Here is a 16,403-nt window from a genome sequence, read left to right on the forward strand (position 1 = left end):
GAATGGCGATGCAAAAAATCGGTATTGGACTTATTGGCACCGGCTTTATGGGGAAATCGCACGCCAGAGCCTGGCGTGCCGCTGCCACGCTTTCCGGTGATATTCAGCCGGTATTAATCAGCGTGGCGGATATTGACGCCGCTGCGGCTGAAAGCGCCGCGCAGCAGTTTGGTTTTATGCGCTGGACCCAACGCTGGCAAGATCTGATCGACGATCCGGATATTGATGTTATTTCGATAACCTCACCAAACAGGTTTCACGCCGAACAGGCCCTTGCCGCCATCGCGGCGGGGAAACATGTGCACTGTGAAAAGCCCTTGGCACCGGACAGCGAGACCGCTGAGCGAATGCGCCTTGCGGCAGAGAAAGCCGGTGTCTTCACCCAGGTGGGGTTCAATTACATTAAAAACCCGTTGCTGAAGTTGGCTCGCCAGATGATAGCCAACGGCGATTTAGGCGAGATTACCGGCTTTAGGGGGATCCACGCGGAGGATTTCATGGCGGATCCTGCAATCCCCTGGTCGTGGCGGTTAGATCCGGCCGGAGGGGCCGGCGCGGTGGCGGATTTGGGCAGCCATATTCTGGGTATGGCCAGATTTTTGCTCGGCCCGGTAAGCGAAGTGTTCGCCGATCTCGATACGGTGATTAAAGCTCGGCCGGAAAGCGCGGGTTCGAGGGTGCTGAAACCGGTAGAGGTTGACGACATTGCGCGTCTGACCCTGATATTTGCTCGTGGCTGCCGCGGTCATATAGAAGCCAACTGGGTCGCCACGGGCCATAAAATGCAGCTGGGGTTTGAAGTCACCGGTACCCAGGGGGCCCTGAGCTTCAATCAGGAACGTTTTAACGAAATCCAGTATTTCCGTTATGACGGCCCTAGCGGCCTGAACGGCTTTAAAACGCTGGTTGCCGGGCCGGAGCACGCGCCTTACGGGCTTTTTTGTCCGGCTCCGGGGCACCAACTGGGGTTCAACGATCTAAAAACCATTGAAATGCTTGAGTTCATTCAGTCAATTCAGCAGGGAGACTCACAAGGGCCAGATTTTAAAGAGGCGGTTGAAATACAGCGTCTGGTGGACGCTGCGGTACGCTCATCCGCGGAACGAAACTGGATCGCACTTTGACGAGTCCGTTCGTATGGCAGGTTCCTTTTGGGATGTTCTGACGTACGGGCGGCGTCACCTGCGTTAGCTATGCCGTACAGGCCAACGCAATGTCATAGCAGTAAATAATTAACCCTTCGTACTGAAATTACACGCTATTCACCATTAATGGGAAAACGATTATGAAGAAAATTATCTTACTCTGTCTTTCATTGCTCTCGCTCAGCCCTTCGGTATTTGCTGTGCAGGTTGGCGTCAGCATTGCCCAAATGGATGATGTTTTTCTCTCGAGGTTACGTGGCTACATTATCGAAAGAGCAAAAACATACCCGGATCTAAAATTGCAGTTTGAAGATGCCCAGGGGGCGGTAGATAAGCAACTGAGTCAGGTGCAGAGTTTCATCAATGGGAAAGTGGACGTGATTATTGTTAATCCGGTCGATACCCAGGGCACCAAAAATATCACCGAGGCCGCCAGAAAGGCCAAAATACCGCTGATTTATCTTAACCGTATGCCCTCGGATTCCACCATGGGCAATGGCATCAGCTATATCGGCAGCGACGAGATTGAAGCCGGCAGGTTACAGATGCAATACCTGGCTGAGCTGGTCAAGGATCGTAAAAGCGTCAATGTCGCCATTATGAAAGGGTTATTGAGTAATGATGCCACTCGTTTTAGAACCCAAGGGGCGAAAGAGATTATTGCCAAGAATCCCAACATGCACGTCATTCTGGAGGACACGGCCAAATGGATGCGTGAAGATGGCATGAATCTGATGAACAACTGGATATTGTCAGGCGACAAAATCGATATTCTTTCCTCTAATGCTGATGAAATGGCGATTGGCGCAGCTATGGCGATTAAAAGTAATGGCAAGAGCGTCGGTAAAGATATTCTGATTGGTGGAACCGATGGCGGACCAAATGGCCTGCAGGCGATAAAAAAGGGCATGCTGACGGTCACGGTGTTCCAGGATGCCAAATCGCAGGCCTACGGCGCGGTCGATATGGCGGAGCAAGCGGCAAAGGGGGAAGCTATCAAGGATGTGAACTTTATTCCTTTCCAACTGGTTACTCCCCAGAACTATGAGAAGTTTATGACCCCTTAATCCACCGATGGCAGTACAGAATGCGTTCGCGGAATTCGCCAGCGCATTTTTTCCCATATCCCCCCAGCCAGGATCCTCGACCAGCTGGCATTACTGAGAAAAAGATCGCCAATGTTTCGATAATCGCCCAAGGTAGCGTTTATCGTTGTTGACGCTGCCGGCGGCGTCGCGCCATCATCGGGAAAATTGCTTTTGCCCGGAGGATCTATGGAGTTACTGACGCCGTTGCTGCGGTCATCAGCGGTGACGGCTTGTTTTAGCGATGCCGCCACGCTGCAGGGAATGCTGGACTTCGAAGCGGCGTTGGCTGCGGCTCAGGCCCGCCTTGGCATTATTCCCCAGGAGGCGGCCCAGCGGATCGCTGAAGCCTGCCACAGTGCCTTATTCGATGAGACCGACTTGGCGCAGGCAGCCGCGCAGGCCGGTAATCTGGCGATCCCTCTGGTTAAACAACTGACGACACGGGTGGCGCAGCAGGATGCTGATGCCGCTCGCTTCGTGCATTGGGGCGCCACCAGTCAGGATGCTCTCGACACCGGATTGATGCTGCAACTGCGAAACGCACTGGCATTAACGCTTATCGACCTGGATCGACTGATGGCGGCGCTGGTGCAGCAAATCACCCGTCATCAGGATTGCGTGCTGGTTGGACGCACCTGGATGCAGCATGCCTTGCCGACCACGCTGGGCTTAAAGCTGGCGGGGACGCTGGATGCGCTGTTGCGCTTTCGGCAGCGGTTGCAAGAAATGCGACCGCGTGTGTTGACGCTACAGTTGGGCGGTGCCGCCGGCACGCTGGCTTCGTTGGGTGAGCAGGGGGCAGAATTGGTGACTGCGCTGGCCGACGGCCTGCAACTGACCGCCGCCCCTACGCCATGGCACAGTCAGCGCGATCGCCTGCTGGAAATTGCCGGCTGGTACGCCGGATTAACCGGTACGCTGGGCAAGTTGGCGCGGGATATCTCTTTGCTGACCCAAACCGAAGTGGCGGAAGTGGCCGAACCGACGGCCGCGGGGCGCGGTGGTTCTTCTACCATGCCGCACAAGCGTAATCCGGTTGCTTGCGCGGTGATCCTTGCGGCGGCCAATCGGGTTCCGGCGCTGGTGGGAGGGCTTTATGCCGCCATGGTACAGGAGCATGAACGCGGTCTGGGTGGCTGGCATGCAGAGTGGGAAAGCCTGCCGCAGCTGGTGATGTTGGCGGCAGGTGCCTTGCACACCGCAGCTGATTTGATTGTCGGGCTGCAGGTATTCCCCCAACAGATGCAACATAACCTGAAGTTAACCGACGGGTTGATCATGGCGGAAGCGGTGACGATGGCCCTGGGTGAGACTATTGGCCGTCAGCAAGCGCATCATCACATTGAAAAACAGTGCCATCAGGCGCTGGCGCAGGGGCTCACGTTGCTGGAGGTGTTGTTGGACGATCCGGTCGTCATGGCGAATTTAACGGCGCAACGGCTTCATGAATTGCTGGATCCGCAGCAATATCTCGGCAGTGCGCGGATCTTTACCCAGCGGGTGCTGCAACAGGCCACGGAATTAACTTCAGGAGTCCATAGTCATGAAGGATGAACAACGTTATCAGCAGGGTATTGAGGTACGCAGGGCGGTCTTGGGGGACGCACATGTGGATCGAACTCTCAGTCAACTCACCCCGTTGAATGAAGAGTTTCAGGACTTTATCAGCCGCTATGCCTGGGGCGAGATCTGGACCCGCCCCGGGCTGGCGCGTCATACCCGCAGCCTGATCACCATTGCCATGCTGATCGCCCTTAATCGCGAGGCTGAACTGCGCATGCACCTGAAAGCGGCGGTGAACAACGGCGTAACTCGCGAGGAAATTAAGGAAGTGCTGATGCAGAGCGCGCTGTACTGCGGTTTGCCGGCGGCGAACTCGGCGTTTCATCTGGCGGCGGAGGTGTTTGCCGAGCAGGATACGCAGACTGACTAAGCCGATCTCACTGCGCCGGCAATATGGCGCACCGTCGCGATGAACGCCAGTACCGCCTCGCTTGGTTGGCCGTCGTTGCGAGTCAGAATGCCCACCGCTTCCTCCATGCCCTGGGTGGGCAGCGGCAAGGGCACCAACTGGCCGGTGGCGATATCGGTTTTCACCGCGCTGGACGGCACAAACCACACATAGTCAAATTGCAGCGTCATTTGACGCGCCAGCGAGGCGGAAAGCGTTTCAATATATTGGGCGGGCAGGCTGAATCCCTGCGTCGACAGCAAATTCTCGGTATTGTGGCGCGGCACCGTGCCTTTTGGCGAGACGATGGCGGAATAACTCAGCGCCCGCTCAAGGGTGACGGTTTCGCTTAGCAGCGGATGGCCAGGTCGGGTCACCATCAGCAACGATTCCAGCAGTAACAGTTCGAAAGCCAGCCCGCTCATCATTTCCGGATCCGCCATTCGGCCTATCGCTACGTCAATCTCACCGGCCTTAAGCTGAGCCAGCAACCCGGTGTTGGTGCCGGTGACCACCTGGATTCGTGAATAAGGATGCGCCTGTTGGTACTGCCCGATGGCCTGTGGCAGCATGCCCAGCGCGGTGGTGGGTAGGGTACCGATGCGTAACATTTTGGCCGGTGCGTCCTCGAGCCGATCGAGCGCATGCCCGGCGGCGGTCAAGGCTTCCAACACCCGTGTGGCATAACCAAGAAATTGCTCGCCCTGTTCGGTCAGCAGCGTGCCCTGTCGATGGCGCACCAGCAACCGGTTACCGGTCAGGGCTTCCAGTTCGGTGAGCGTTTTTGATAGCGCCGGTTGGCTCAGATTCAGTTTTTCGGCGGCCCGGCTTAGCGAACGCTCTTGCGCGACGGCGACAAAACCGTTGATGTGGCGTAAGCGCATGCGCTGAATAAATAAATTGGATTTTTTCATACCTCAGTGTAGGAAGTTTTCCTCAGAGGTAACAAGTGACGGCGGCCGCATATTTGTACTGGCGTGCAAATTCCTGCGGCCGCACTCCCGGAGCATCAGAGATCGAAAAACACCGTTTCACCTTCGCCCTGGATCACAATATCAAACCGGTAAACCCACTCTTCGCCCCGACGCTCAGGCTGCGCAATCAGCGTTTTACGCCGCACCTCCAGCTCAATCAGATTCAACACCGGATCCTGCTGGTTGGCCGCAGCCTCATCGGCAAAATACAGCCGGGTATGTAATCCAAGATTAATACCGCGTGCGACGATCCACAGGTTGATGTGCGGTGCCATCATTCGCCCGTCACGGCCACAAACGGCGCCCGGTTTGACGGTTTCAAACCGATAGAGCCCGGTGTCGAAGTCGGAACAGCTGCGCCCCCAGCCACGGAACGCGGCATCGAGCGGTTTGTGCTGTTGCAGATCGCTTGGGTGGTTGTAACGGCCATGGGCGTTGGCCTGCCAAATCTCCAGCAGCACGTCGCGGATCGGCGTCCCGCTGCCGTCGAACACCCGGCCCTCCAGAGTGATGCGTTGTCCCTGGGTCTCCGGCTGGGTCAACACGTGGCCGAAGTTGTTTTCGAAAATCTCGAAGCCGGCCGCCAGCGGCGCAAGGCCGATATGCACATAAGGCCCGGCGGTTTGTGACGGCGTTTCCGGCAGATACGGTAGTGGCATCATGCTTTCCCCTGCAGGCGGTTTTCAAACAAGGTGGCGCGGTAGCCGCGCAACACCAGATCGAAACGGTAGGCCAGGCTGTCCAGTTGCACCGAGGCGGTTTTGTCCAATCCGGCGATCAGGGTGCGCACCGCATCGTCATTTTTGATGGCGCGGACGATCGGGCAACTGGCAATCAGCGGATCGCCTTCGAAGTACATCTGGGTAATTAAGCGTTGGGCGAAGGCGTCCCCGGACAGCGAGAAGTGAATATGGGCCGGGCGCCAGTCGTTGACCCGGTTGCGCCAGGGATAGGGGCCGGGTTTGATGGTGCGGAAAAAGTAATAGCCGTTATCGTCGGTCAACACCCGTCCGCAGCCACCGAAATTGGGATCGATCGGTGCCAGATACTGGTCTTTCTTATGGCGATAACGCCCACCGGCGTTGGCTTGCCACACTTCGACCAGCGCATTGCGCATCGGCAGGCCGTTTTCATCGCGCACGTAGCCGTGCACGATAATCCGTTCTCCAATCGGCAAACCTTGTTTGGCGTAATTGAGGATCAGGTCGTTATCCAGTCGGCCGAGTTCATGCTGGCCGAACACCGGACCGGTGATCTCCGACAGTGAATTTTGCAGCGATATCAGCGCGTTTTTCGGTGAGCGCAACACGCTGGTTTTGTATTCCGGCACCAGCACCGGCGGGTGCAGTTCGTAGTTACGTTGATACAGTTCGTTAATCTGGCTCATGCGGAAATCCTCATGGCGTAGGCAGGGTGCAGAGGGCTGATCTGTTTTATTGTTTTGTCAGCGCGAAGGGGCGTGAATTTCATTCCCCGATCTGAGTCTCGCAAGCCAGAGTGTTACGATAAAGTGAAATTTAGCGGTTCTTTACTTAACCTAAGGTTATGCATGCGGCGTAAAAAAGGGCGGTAAAACCGCCCTGACGAAATGCACCCTGATTAAAGCTGTTCGCCGTTGCTGGCGATCACGGTGCGGTACCAGTCGAAACTCTTTTTGCGCGAGCGCTCGAGGGTGCCGGTGCCATCATCGTGTTTGTCGACGTAGATAAAGCCGTAACGCTTGCCGTATTCACCGGTGGTGAAGGACACGCAGTCGATGCAGCCCCACGGGGTGTAACCAATCAGGTCCACGCCGTCTTCGATGACCGCTTTTTTCATCTGTTCGATGTGCGCGCGCAGATAGTCGATACGATAGTCATCGTTGATCTGGCCGTCAGCCTCAACCGTATCGAATGCGCCGAAGCCGTTCTCAACGATAAACAGCGGTTTCTGGTAACGCTCGTACAAAACGTTCAGCGAGTAACGCAGCCCGACCGGGTCAATTTGCCAGCCCCAGTCGGAGGCTTTGACATGCGGGTTCGGGACGTTACCGGGGAAACTGAACATTTCGTTGTCGCTGCTCACCGCATCGGCCTGCAGGGCGTTGCTCATGTAGTAGCTGAAACCGATGTAGTCCGCGCAACCTTCGCGCAGGGTTTGTTCGTCCTGCGGTTGCATCTCAATCTGGAAGCCTTTGCGCTCCCAGTCACGCAGCAGGTACGACGGATAGTAGCCTCGCACCTGTACGTCGGTGTACAGGTAGCGCGAGTGCATGGCTTCGACGCTGTACATGACGTCGTCCGGTTTGCAGGAGTACGGGTAGAAGGGGACGCAGGCCAGCATGCAGCCAATTTGGAATTCCGGGTTAATCTGGTGACCGAGTTTCACTACCAGGGCGCTGGCAACAAACTGATGGTGCAAGACCTGATACAGCGTCTGCTCCGGGTTCTCTTCCTGGGTATACACCACGCCGGAGCAGCAGTAGCCAAACAGCGGATACTGGTAGTTGCTCTGGTTGTTGATCTCGTTAAAGGTCATCCAGTATTTCACTTTGTGCTGATAACGGCGCAGCACCACTTCGCTGAAGCGTACGAAGAAATCGACCACCTTCCGGTTCTTCCAGCCGCCATATTCCTTCACCAGGTGATAAGGCATTTCAAAATGAGACAGGGTGATCACCGGCTGGATATTGTATTTCAGCAGTTCATCAAACAAATCGTCGTAAAACTGCAGACCGGCTTCGTTTGGCTCATGCTCATCGCCATTCGGGAAGATACGCGTCCAGGCGATAGAGGTGCGGAAGCATTTAAAGCCCATTTCGGCGAATAACGCCACGTCCTGCTTGTAACGGCCGTAAAAGTCCACCGCTTGGTGATTAGGGTAACGATAGCCTTCCTGCACGCCGTCGGTCATAACGCGATCCACACCGTGAGAGCCGCCCGACAGAACGTCGGCAATGCTTGGGCCTTTGCCGCCCTGATCCCAACCGCCCTCAACCTGGTGCGCCGCCACGGCGCCGCCCCACAGAAAATCTTTCGGTAACTGTTGTTGTTTCATCGTAGGTTTCTCATCGGATTATTATCAGAAAGCACTGAACTGCCGGAATGAGAATATAGTAGCAAGCTGGAATTGAATGTCACGATATAACAAATCACCACTCAGGTGACGTGTCACATTAAAAAAACAGGCTGTTTTATTTTGCGTAATTAATATGCCCCAGCCGCTTGCCGATGGTTTCGATAATGTAAATAACCGGGATTTGGGTGGTGATATTGTGTTGCCCGGCGATCAACTGCGGGGGAACGTGGTAAGAGAGGTTAAAGTCCGCCATGCGTGCCAGCGAGGAGGTTTCGTTGTTGGTGATGCTGATAATTTTGCAGTGGTGCAGGCTGAACTGGCTGGCGAGGCGCAAAATTTCTTCGGTCTCTCCAGACACCGAAAGTATTATTGCAACCGCGCTTTTATACATGTCGCTATTGATGGGATAATAAGGGTCGTCGATATGGGTGCTGAATTTTCCAACGTTGGAAAAGAAACGCGCGCCGTATTTCCCCAATGCTCCGGAGGTGCTGACGCCGACGAAAATAATGCGCTCAGCAGCGGCAATATGCTGCACCGCCTGATCTAACAGTTGATTAAATTCGTCGTTATTAATGCTTTTAAAAAAGCTGATGATTTCGCTGGTGCCAAAATCCATCGGCGGTGCTTCGGTCTGCTCAAGATACAGCTTGAAGCGGATGCGAAATTCGGAGTAGCCGTCGCAGCCCATTTTCTTGCAAAAGCGCAGTACGGTAGTGGTGGATACCCCGGCGGCCTCGGCCAGTTCGCGGATGGTCATATACATCACCGGGTTCTTGTTTTTGGTGATGTAGTTATAAACCAACAATTCCAGCGCATTGAGTTCGGCGATTGCTTTATGGGTAAACATAGACCTAATCCAGCGAGTAACAACAGACCTTAATCAGCGGGCTAACATAGCAAATTTTGCCGTAGCCCGCTCGTGGTTTTCGTTGTTATTCAGGCCCGTTTGGCGTTGTCCAGCAGTTTGTCGTGCGTCGGTTCACTGCCGATCAGGTCACATTCCTTCGGCAAACGCCAGGCGATGATTCCGGCGATGATCAGTGAGACTGCCAGACCGCATACCGCCACGTTCTGGCCATAGAGGTAGATCATCACCCCTACCAGATAAGGCCCGCAGAAGCCGCCCAGGTTGCCGAGGCCGTTAATCACGCCGCGAGCGCCCCCGGCCACTTCCGCCGAGGCGATACGCCCAGGCATGGACCAGAACGGGCTGGTAGCGGCTTTGAGGAAGAAGCCGCACACTACCAACGCAATGTAGGCCGCCACCACGTTATGACGCAGCACCACCGAAGCCAGTAGCGCCGCAGCAAAGCAGAACAATGAAACCATCACCCACAGGCGGCGTTTGCCGGTTTTATCGGTGAGCACTGAAATCAGGTAGATCCCCAACAGCGTCGCGACGAATGGCAAGATTGCCAGGAAGCCGACCGAGGCCATGTTACCGCCGGTCAGGTTTTTTAAAATGGTGGGCAGCCACAGGGTGTAGCCGTAGTCGCCGGTTTGATAGAAAAAGTTCAGCAGCACCAGCTTCATCAAGCCCTTGTTACGGAAGACATCTCTCAGTGGTGCTTTGCTGACCGGTTGCAGTTTGCTGCGTTCTTGTCGTTCGCGCGTAAGTTCGGTTATCAGATAGTCGCGCTCACGGGCCGGCAGCCAGCGCGCTTCCTGTGGGCGATCGCTGATCAGCAGCCACCACACGGCCAATACCACCAGCGACAACAGGCCTTCGATGATAAACAACCAACGCCAGTCGAATGCGTTAATGATGGCGCCAGAGATCGGGGCGGTAAGCATGCCACCCAATGGGGCGAACATCATGACAAAGGCGTTGGCGCGGCCCAGTTCTTTTTCCGGGAACCAGTTGCTGATCATGGTTAACACTACCGGTAACATACCGCCTTCAGAGATGCCCAATACGAAGCGTAATACCAGCAGTTGATAGTGGTTAGTGACAAAGCCGGTCGCAACTGACACCACCGCCCAGGCACACAGGGACCAGGCAATAAAGCGCTTGCCGCTGCCGTTGACCGCGATGCGTCCGCCGGGAACCTGCAAAAACAGATAACCGATAAAAAAGATGCCACTGGCCAGCCCGGCCATCTGGCTGGTAATGCCTAGGTCGCTCTCCATACCGCCGGGCAGCGCAAAACTGATATTAACCCGGTCCATAAAGGAAATGATGCAGGCGATCAGGATCGGGGCAATAACCCGCAGCCAGCGGGTGTTGGGTATTTTATTATCCATGGCGATCTCTCTTTACAGGGCGCAGGGAGAACCTCTCAATGAAGAGGTTCTGTGATTCGGCGGTAATAAAATCGAAAAGAAAACGCGTCAGTTACTCGATGGCGTGGGGCAGCGGCGCCCGGTTGAAGAAAGCTTCAACGTTGGTAAACACGATATCGCTCATCTTTTGCCGGGTTTCCTGGGTGGCGCTAGCGATATGCGGTTGCAGCACCACGTTTTCCATGGCGATCAGTTCTGCAGGAACCTCGGGTTCGTGGGCATAAACGTCGAGCCCGGCACCGGCGATGGCGCCACTTTGCAGGGCGGTAATCAGGTCGGGTTCATTAACGATGCTGCCGCGAGCAATGTTAATCACCAGGGCATGGGAAGGCAGGGCGTCGAATACCGCCTTGTCCACCAGGCCAGCGCTGTCTTTACCGCCGGAAATAGCAATGATAAAGAAGTCGCTTTCCCGCGCTAAAGCCAGCAGATCTGGGAAATAGCGATAGGGCAGCGAACTGTCCTGCGTGCGGCTGGCGTATTGGATACGCATATTGAAACCGGCGGCGCGTTGGGCGATGGCGCGGCCGATATTGCCCATGCCGAAAATGCCCAGCCGTTTGCCGCTGACCTGCACCGACAGGCCCGGCGCCTCTTTCAGCCAGCGACCTTCACGCACAAAACGATCGTTGTGGCACAGCTGACGAGCGGTAGCCAGCAACAATCCCAGAGCCATATCCGCCACGTCTTCCGTCAAGGCGCCGGAGGTGATGGTGACGGCAATGCCGTGTTTACGGGTGTAATTCAGATCAATCGCGTCAGTGCCTACGCCGAATACCGCAATCAGCCCGAGGTTGGGTAATTGTTCAAGCACTGGCGTCTCGACCCCAATATCCCCCCGAGTGACGACCGCACGGAAGGTCGCACCTTTTTCGGCCAGAAAAGCGGCCGCATCCTCTTGTTCATATAACCGATGTACCACAAAGGCTGCCTCAAGGCGGGCCAGCAGGTTATCCATTACTGGGGCAATCAACAGCACTTCATTGGATGTAGAGGTCGTCATGGTTTCACCTGTCAATAAATAGCGTTACTTCGTATTGCTATAAAAGCGGTTTTCGGGAGGCGGTTTTGCGACAGATATCACGCTGAAGAGTGTTAAAAAACTGTGTTACCCGTAATGTGATCGACGGAAGGAAAAGGGTGGCTGTCACCGGGGAAGAGCAGCAAAAACTGCCGTATTGCGAGCGAAAATCAGGCTGAGCGCGCAGATCCTGGTCATTTAACGGATGGGTAACATGGGTGCGTAACAAGCGGGGGAGGCAACAAAAAGAAAAGCCGCACCTGGGTGCGGCCGAGCGTTCACGACGAACAAAACAAGGACAAAAATTCCGGTAGACAGGCCCTGAAGCAAACCTCAGAGACAGATCATGATGATAAGCAAAATATTTTCGGGTGTGAAATGCCGAATATGGCTTAGTTAGTCGAATTAATAGATAAATAATCAGCCACTTACTTCCTCTCAATTTCATGCGTGGCACGGGTTTCCACGTTGGTCGCCAGCAGACCTTACGCGGTAGATCCCTCCGTCAACGACGGGTGCGCAATCAATACGTCCTGCTCTAATGCCACTCGAAATTGATGATAAATACCCACTTTTCGTTAAAGCAATTGGCACTACATACCCTTAACATTAGAAAGTCTTTTAATGATTATAATTAGCATGCTGCGAATTATTCACCGCAGTGATATTACGGAGAAATCCGTTTGGTTAAGGATATGTATTCACCATGGAAATAAAAATAAACGGCCGGATGGTCGCGCTGGGCGCCATTTCACCCGAAACGCCGCTACTCTACGTGTTACGCAACGATCTGGGCCTGAATGGCCCCAAATATGGCTGTGGCCTCGGGGAGTGCGGTGCTTGCACGGTACTGATCGACGGCGTTGCCGCCCGTTCCTGCTCGCTGCCGCTGAGCGGTGCCCTCAACAAATCCGTTACCACGCTGGAAGGCCTGAGCGAGGCGGGGCTGCACCCGGTTCAACAAGGCTTTATCGATGAGCAGGCCGCGCAGTGCGGTTATTGCACCAACGGTATGATCATGACGCTGGTTGCTCTGTTTGAGCGAAACCCGCAGGCAGATGAACAAGAAATCAAAAATGAGCTGGCTTATAACCTGTGCCGCTGCGGCACCCATATTGAGATCCTGCGTGCTGCCGCCAAAGCCCGTCAGCTGTTGGCGGAAAGGGGGCAAGCATGAGCCGCCTGGAAATAACGCGCCGCCGCCTGTTGCAGGCCGGTGGCCTGGTAATGGTCAGCAGCCTGTTGCCTGTGTCGCTTAATGCCCTGGCAACGACGCCAGTGGTAGGCGGCGATCTGCCGCTCGATCGCGTGGACAGCTTTATCGGCCTGACCGCCGATGGCCGTGTCACCGCATTTAACGGCCATGTGGATCTCGGCACCGGTATTCGCACCGCATTGGCACAGATTGTTGCCGATGAAATCAGCGTACCTTTCGAGCACGTTACGGTGATTTTGGGTGACACCCAGCGCACGCCGGATCAGGGGCCGACCATCGCCAGCGCCACGATTCAGGTGACCGCTATACCGCTGCGCCAGGCAGCCGCACAGGTGCGGCAATTGCTGCTGGCGCTGGCCGCAAAGGCCTTTGCGTTACCGCTGGAACGCCTGCAGGCTGAAAATGGCCGGGTATTTGCGAGGGATAAACCCAACGTCAGTCTGAGCTATGGTGAACTGGCCCGCGGGCAAAATTTACAGGTGGCCCTGGATAAAACCATCAGGCTGAAGAGCGTGGCGGAGAGCCGTTACGTGGGCAAGGCGGTGCCGCGGGTGGATATTCCGGCCAAGGTGACCGGCCAACTGACCTATGTGCATGACCTTCGCCTGCCGGGCATGCTGCATGGCAGAGTGGTGCGCCCGCCTTATATCGGCGCCGACAGCAGCGCCCCGTTGGGCAGCGGCCTGCTGTCGGTTGACCATGACTCCATTGCCCATTTGCCTGGCATCGTAAAACTGGTGGTGATTAACGATTTTATCGGTATCGTCGCCGAACGCGAAGAGCAGGCGATTGCCGCCATGCGGCAACTGAAAACCGTCTGGCGTCCCTGGTCCGGTTTACCCGATCTTTCGCTTACAGGATTGCATAAGGCCCTGGTGGAAAACCCCAAAACCGATCGCGTGCTGCGTGATGATGCCGGGGTCGATGCCGCTTTGGCCTCGTTGCATACCGAGGTCAATGCTGATTACGTCTGGCCTTACCATCAACACGCGTCGATCGGCCCGTCCTGTGCGGTGGCCGACGTCGGTCGCGATCGCGCAGAAATCTGGTCTGGCACGCAAAATCCTCACGATTTGCGTAAGGACATCGCTCATTTGCTCGATTGGCGGCCAGAGCAGGTCCATATCAATCGCATGGAAGCCTCCGGCTGCTACGGTCGCAACTGTGCCGATGACGTCTCCGCTGACGCTGCGCTGTTATCTCAGGCCACCGGCAAGCCAGTCAGGGTGCAGTTGATGCGTGAACAAGAGGCGGGTTGGGAGCCCAAGGGCACCGGGCAACTGATGCGAGTCCGCGGCGGGTTGGATGAGCACAATCAGGTGGCGGCTTACGAACTGAAAACCAGCTACCCTTCAAACAATGCTGTGACGTTGTCACTGGTACTGGCCGGTAAAGTGCCCAATCGGGCAGACGTGCAGCAGATGGGCGACAGAACCGCCATTCCCCAATATGAATATCCCAATATGCGGGTGGTGTGCCAGGACGCGGCGCCGATTGTGCGGGCTTCGTGGATGCGTGGGGTCTCGGCGTTACCCAACGTGTTCGCCCACGAATCCTGGATTGATGAACTGGCGTGGCGAGCCGGGCAGGATCCGATCGCGTTCCGCCTGCAATATCTGAAAGATCCGCGTGCCGTGGCGCTGATTCAAGCGTTGAAAAAGCAGGCCAATTGGCAGGATGGCCCGGCCTACCGCAGCCCGGTGTCCGGCGATCCTGAATGGGTGACGGGACGCGGCTTTGCCTATGCGCGTTATTTCCACAGTAAATTCCCTGGGTTTGGTGCCGCCTGGGCGGCCTGGGTGTGCGATCTCAGCGTTAATCGCCACAGCGGTCAGATCAAGCTGGATAAAATCTTCGTTGCCCATGACTGCGGCCGCATCATCAACCCGGCAGGGGTTCGTCACCAGGTGCACGGCAATATCATTCAGTCCGCCAGCCGGGTGCTGAAAGAGTTCGTCACCTTTGACTCTGCGTCCGTGACGTCGCTGGATTGGGGCGGTTACCCGATCCTGCGGTTTGACGAGTTACCGCAGGTTGATATCCAACTGCTGGACTATCCGGATGAACCCTCTATGGGGGCAGGAGAATCCGCCTCGGTGCCGAGCGCAGCGGCAATCGCCAATGCGTTGTTCGACGCGCTGGGCGTGCGTCTGCGAGAGGTACCTTTTACCCCTGAGCGAGTGGTAAAGGCGTTAAAACAGCAGGCTTCCGGCAGCGCAGAAAGGGATAAGTCACTATGAGCAGCATAAAGAAAATCGCCGGCTGGGGCAGTCTGACGGTCGTTGCCACCGTGGTAATTGGGGCGATAGCCAGCTGGCAATCAGAAATAGCGCCGCTGGAGGAAAAAGATCATCACGTTTTTAGTCAGCAACAGATCGCCCAAGGGAAAGTGCTGGCCGATCTCGGCGACTGCGCGGTGTGCCATACCCGGCCCGGCGGCGAGCGCAATACCGGCGGATTGGCGATGGAGATTCCGTTCGGTACCATTTACAGCACCAATATCACTCCGGATAACGACACCGGCATTGGGAAATGGTCGTATGCCGCCTTTGAACGAGCGATGCGTCATGGGGTTGATCGCGAAGGGCACTATCTCTACCCGGCCTTTCCCTACACGGCGTTTACCCGCACCAGCGATGAAGATCTGCAGGCCTTGTACGCCTACCTGATGTCGCAACCGGCCGTGAAATATCAGCCGCCGGCCACCGAATTGGGTTTCCCGTTTAACATTCGCCAGGGCATCGTCACCTGGAACTGGCTGTTCCTCAAGCCTGGCGCCATGAAGGCCGATCCGACACAAAGCGCCGAATGGAATCGCGGGGCCTATCTGACTGAAGGCCTTGGCCACTGCAGCGCCTGCCACTCGCCGCGCAACCTGATGTTTGGCGAGAAAGGCGGCGCTGAACACCTGAGCGGCGGCGTGGCGGAAGACTGGACTGCTCCGTCGCTAACCGGCAGCTCTTTGGCACCGCTGGAGTGGACACAAGATGATTTGCTCAGCTTTATGCGCACTGGGTATTCGGCAAATCACGGCGTGGCAGCCGGGCCGATGGCACCGGTGATCGAAGAGGGGCTTTCGCGGTTGCCGGAGCAAGACTTGCAGGCCATAGCCACTTATCTGCGCACTTATCATCCGAGCGAGTCTAAGGTGACGGAAGCCAAACGTTTGAATGAATGGGCCGAGTCGCGGACCGAGCCGTTAACCACGGAAGGCGCACGTATTTTCTCCGGTGCCTGTATGGCATGCCATGCTCAGGAAAAGGGGGCTCAGCTGATCGGCGTTCGACCTTCACTGGCGCTGAACACCAACCTGTATGCCGATAAGCCGGACAATGCCATTCGGGTGGTGCTGGACGGCATTCAACGCCCGGCCAATAGCAACCTGGGCTATATGCCGGCATTTCGCCATAACCTGAACGACAGACAGATCGCCGAATTGCTTAACTATCTGCGGCAAAACTATGCGGGGAAAGCGCCGTGGCCCGAGCTGCAAGCGCAGGTCAGTCACTTGCGCGATCAAACGGCGGAAAAATAGATCCATTAGCTTGAGAACCGGGGCCACCAAGGCCCCGTTATCGTCAATAACGCACAGCTCATTCCAGTAACTGAAACGAATGCTCTGCTTCAGTCGGTCATTCCACACGTAGCGTGCCATCGTTAACTCC

Annotated in this window: 14 protein-coding genes; 7 read left to right on the forward strand and 7 right to left on the reverse strand. The window is 56.0% G+C overall.

The features are described 5' to 3' along the window. Positions 1-2 precede the first annotated feature (2 nt). The 4 genes from M2407_RS17055 to pcaC all read left to right on the forward strand — a co-directional run bounded on the left by M2407_RS17055 (position 3) and on the right by pcaC (position 4,166). Entirely contained in the window at positions 3-1,124 is a 1,122-nt protein-coding gene (locus M2407_RS17055) for a Gfo/Idh/MocA family protein (protein WP_236615031.1), read from the forward strand. A gap of 161 nt (positions 1,125-1,285) precedes the next feature. Continuing rightward, on the forward strand, positions 1,286-2,212 hold the full coding sequence (locus tag M2407_RS17060; protein ID WP_259218686.1) for a substrate-binding domain-containing protein: 927 nt from the start codon (positions 1,286-1,288) through the stop codon (positions 2,210-2,212). Between the two features lie 207 nt (positions 2,213-2,419). After that, positions 2,420-3,787 carry a 3-carboxy-cis,cis-muconate cycloisomerase gene (locus M2407_RS17065; RefSeq protein WP_259218687.1) on the forward strand — a complete coding sequence of 456 codons (1,368 nt, stop codon included), beginning with the start codon at positions 2,420-2,422 and terminating at the stop codon, positions 3,785-3,787. After that, a complete protein-coding gene (pcaC, locus tag M2407_RS17070) occupies positions 3,777-4,166 on the forward strand; it encodes a 4-carboxymuconolactone decarboxylase (RefSeq protein WP_122079416.1) in 390 nt (129 codons plus the stop codon). Before M2407_RS17065 ends, pcaC begins: the two co-directional genes overlap by 11 nt. Here the strand turns inward: pcaC and M2407_RS17075 are convergent. The 7 genes from M2407_RS17075 to M2407_RS17105 all read right to left on the reverse strand — a co-directional run bounded on the left by M2407_RS17075 (position 4,163) and on the right by M2407_RS17105 (position 11,504). Further along, positions 4,163-5,098: a LysR substrate-binding domain-containing protein gene (locus M2407_RS17075; RefSeq protein WP_122079415.1), complete on the reverse strand. Its 936-nt coding sequence runs from the start codon at positions 5,096-5,098 to the stop codon at positions 4,163-4,165. The two genes, pcaC and M2407_RS17075, sit on opposite strands and share 4 nt — an antisense overlap. Before the next feature lie 95 nt (positions 5,099-5,193). Continuing rightward, a complete protein-coding gene (gene pcaG, locus M2407_RS17080) occupies positions 5,194-5,817 on the reverse strand; it encodes a protocatechuate 3,4-dioxygenase subunit alpha (protein WP_142816406.1) in 624 nt (207 codons plus the stop codon). After that, a complete protein-coding gene (pcaH, locus tag M2407_RS17085) occupies positions 5,817-6,545 on the reverse strand; it encodes a protocatechuate 3,4-dioxygenase subunit beta (RefSeq protein ID WP_128865248.1) in 729 nt (242 codons plus the stop codon). The genes pcaG and pcaH overlap by 1 nt, the downstream gene beginning before the upstream one ends. A 212-nt stretch (positions 6,546-6,757) precedes the next feature. Then, on the reverse strand, positions 6,758-8,194 hold the full coding sequence (locus M2407_RS17090; protein WP_259218688.1) for a 6-phospho-beta-glucosidase: 1,437 nt from the start codon (positions 8,192-8,194) through the stop codon (positions 6,758-6,760). Between the two features lie 136 nt (positions 8,195-8,330). Further along, complete coding sequence (locus tag M2407_RS17095; protein WP_020826964.1) at positions 8,331-9,065, reverse strand: MurR/RpiR family transcriptional regulator; 735 nt, start codon at positions 9,063-9,065, stop codon at positions 8,331-8,333. An 89-nt stretch (positions 9,066-9,154) separates the two neighbouring features. Next, entirely contained in the window at positions 9,155-10,462 is a 1,308-nt protein-coding gene (locus M2407_RS17100) for an MFS transporter (protein WP_128865250.1), read from the reverse strand. 91 nt (positions 10,463-10,553) lie between these two features. Then, the gene (locus tag M2407_RS17105) at positions 10,554-11,504 is read right to left on the reverse strand and encodes a 2-hydroxyacid dehydrogenase (RefSeq protein WP_128865251.1); all 951 of its coding nucleotides are present in this window, start codon (positions 11,502-11,504) and stop codon (positions 10,554-10,556) included. Positions 11,505-12,228: 724 nt separating this feature from the next. On the opposite strand from M2407_RS17105, the gene M2407_RS17110 reads away from it, so the two are divergent. The 3 genes from M2407_RS17110 to M2407_RS17120 are packed head-to-tail and all read left to right on the forward strand — an operon-like array spanning position 12,229 to position 16,273. Then, entirely contained in the window at positions 12,229-12,699 is a 471-nt protein-coding gene (locus tag M2407_RS17110; protein ID WP_128865252.1) for a (2Fe-2S)-binding protein, read from the forward strand. After that, positions 12,696-14,978 carry a molybdopterin cofactor-binding domain-containing protein gene (locus M2407_RS17115; RefSeq protein ID WP_128865253.1) on the forward strand — a complete coding sequence of 761 codons (2,283 nt, stop codon included), beginning with the start codon at positions 12,696-12,698 and terminating at the stop codon, positions 14,976-14,978. Before M2407_RS17110 ends, M2407_RS17115 begins: the two co-directional genes overlap by 4 nt. Next, a complete protein-coding gene (locus tag M2407_RS17120) occupies positions 14,975-16,273 on the forward strand; it encodes a cytochrome c (RefSeq protein ID WP_128865254.1) in 1,299 nt (432 codons plus the stop codon). Before M2407_RS17115 ends, M2407_RS17120 begins: the two co-directional genes overlap by 4 nt. Positions 16,274-16,403: the final 130 nt, after the last annotated feature.

The sequence above is a fragment of the Serratia sp. BIGb0234 genome (genome assembly GCF_024809915.1).
GTDB classification, from domain to species: Bacteria; Pseudomonadota; Gammaproteobacteria; order Enterobacterales; family Enterobacteriaceae; genus Serratia; species Serratia liquefaciens.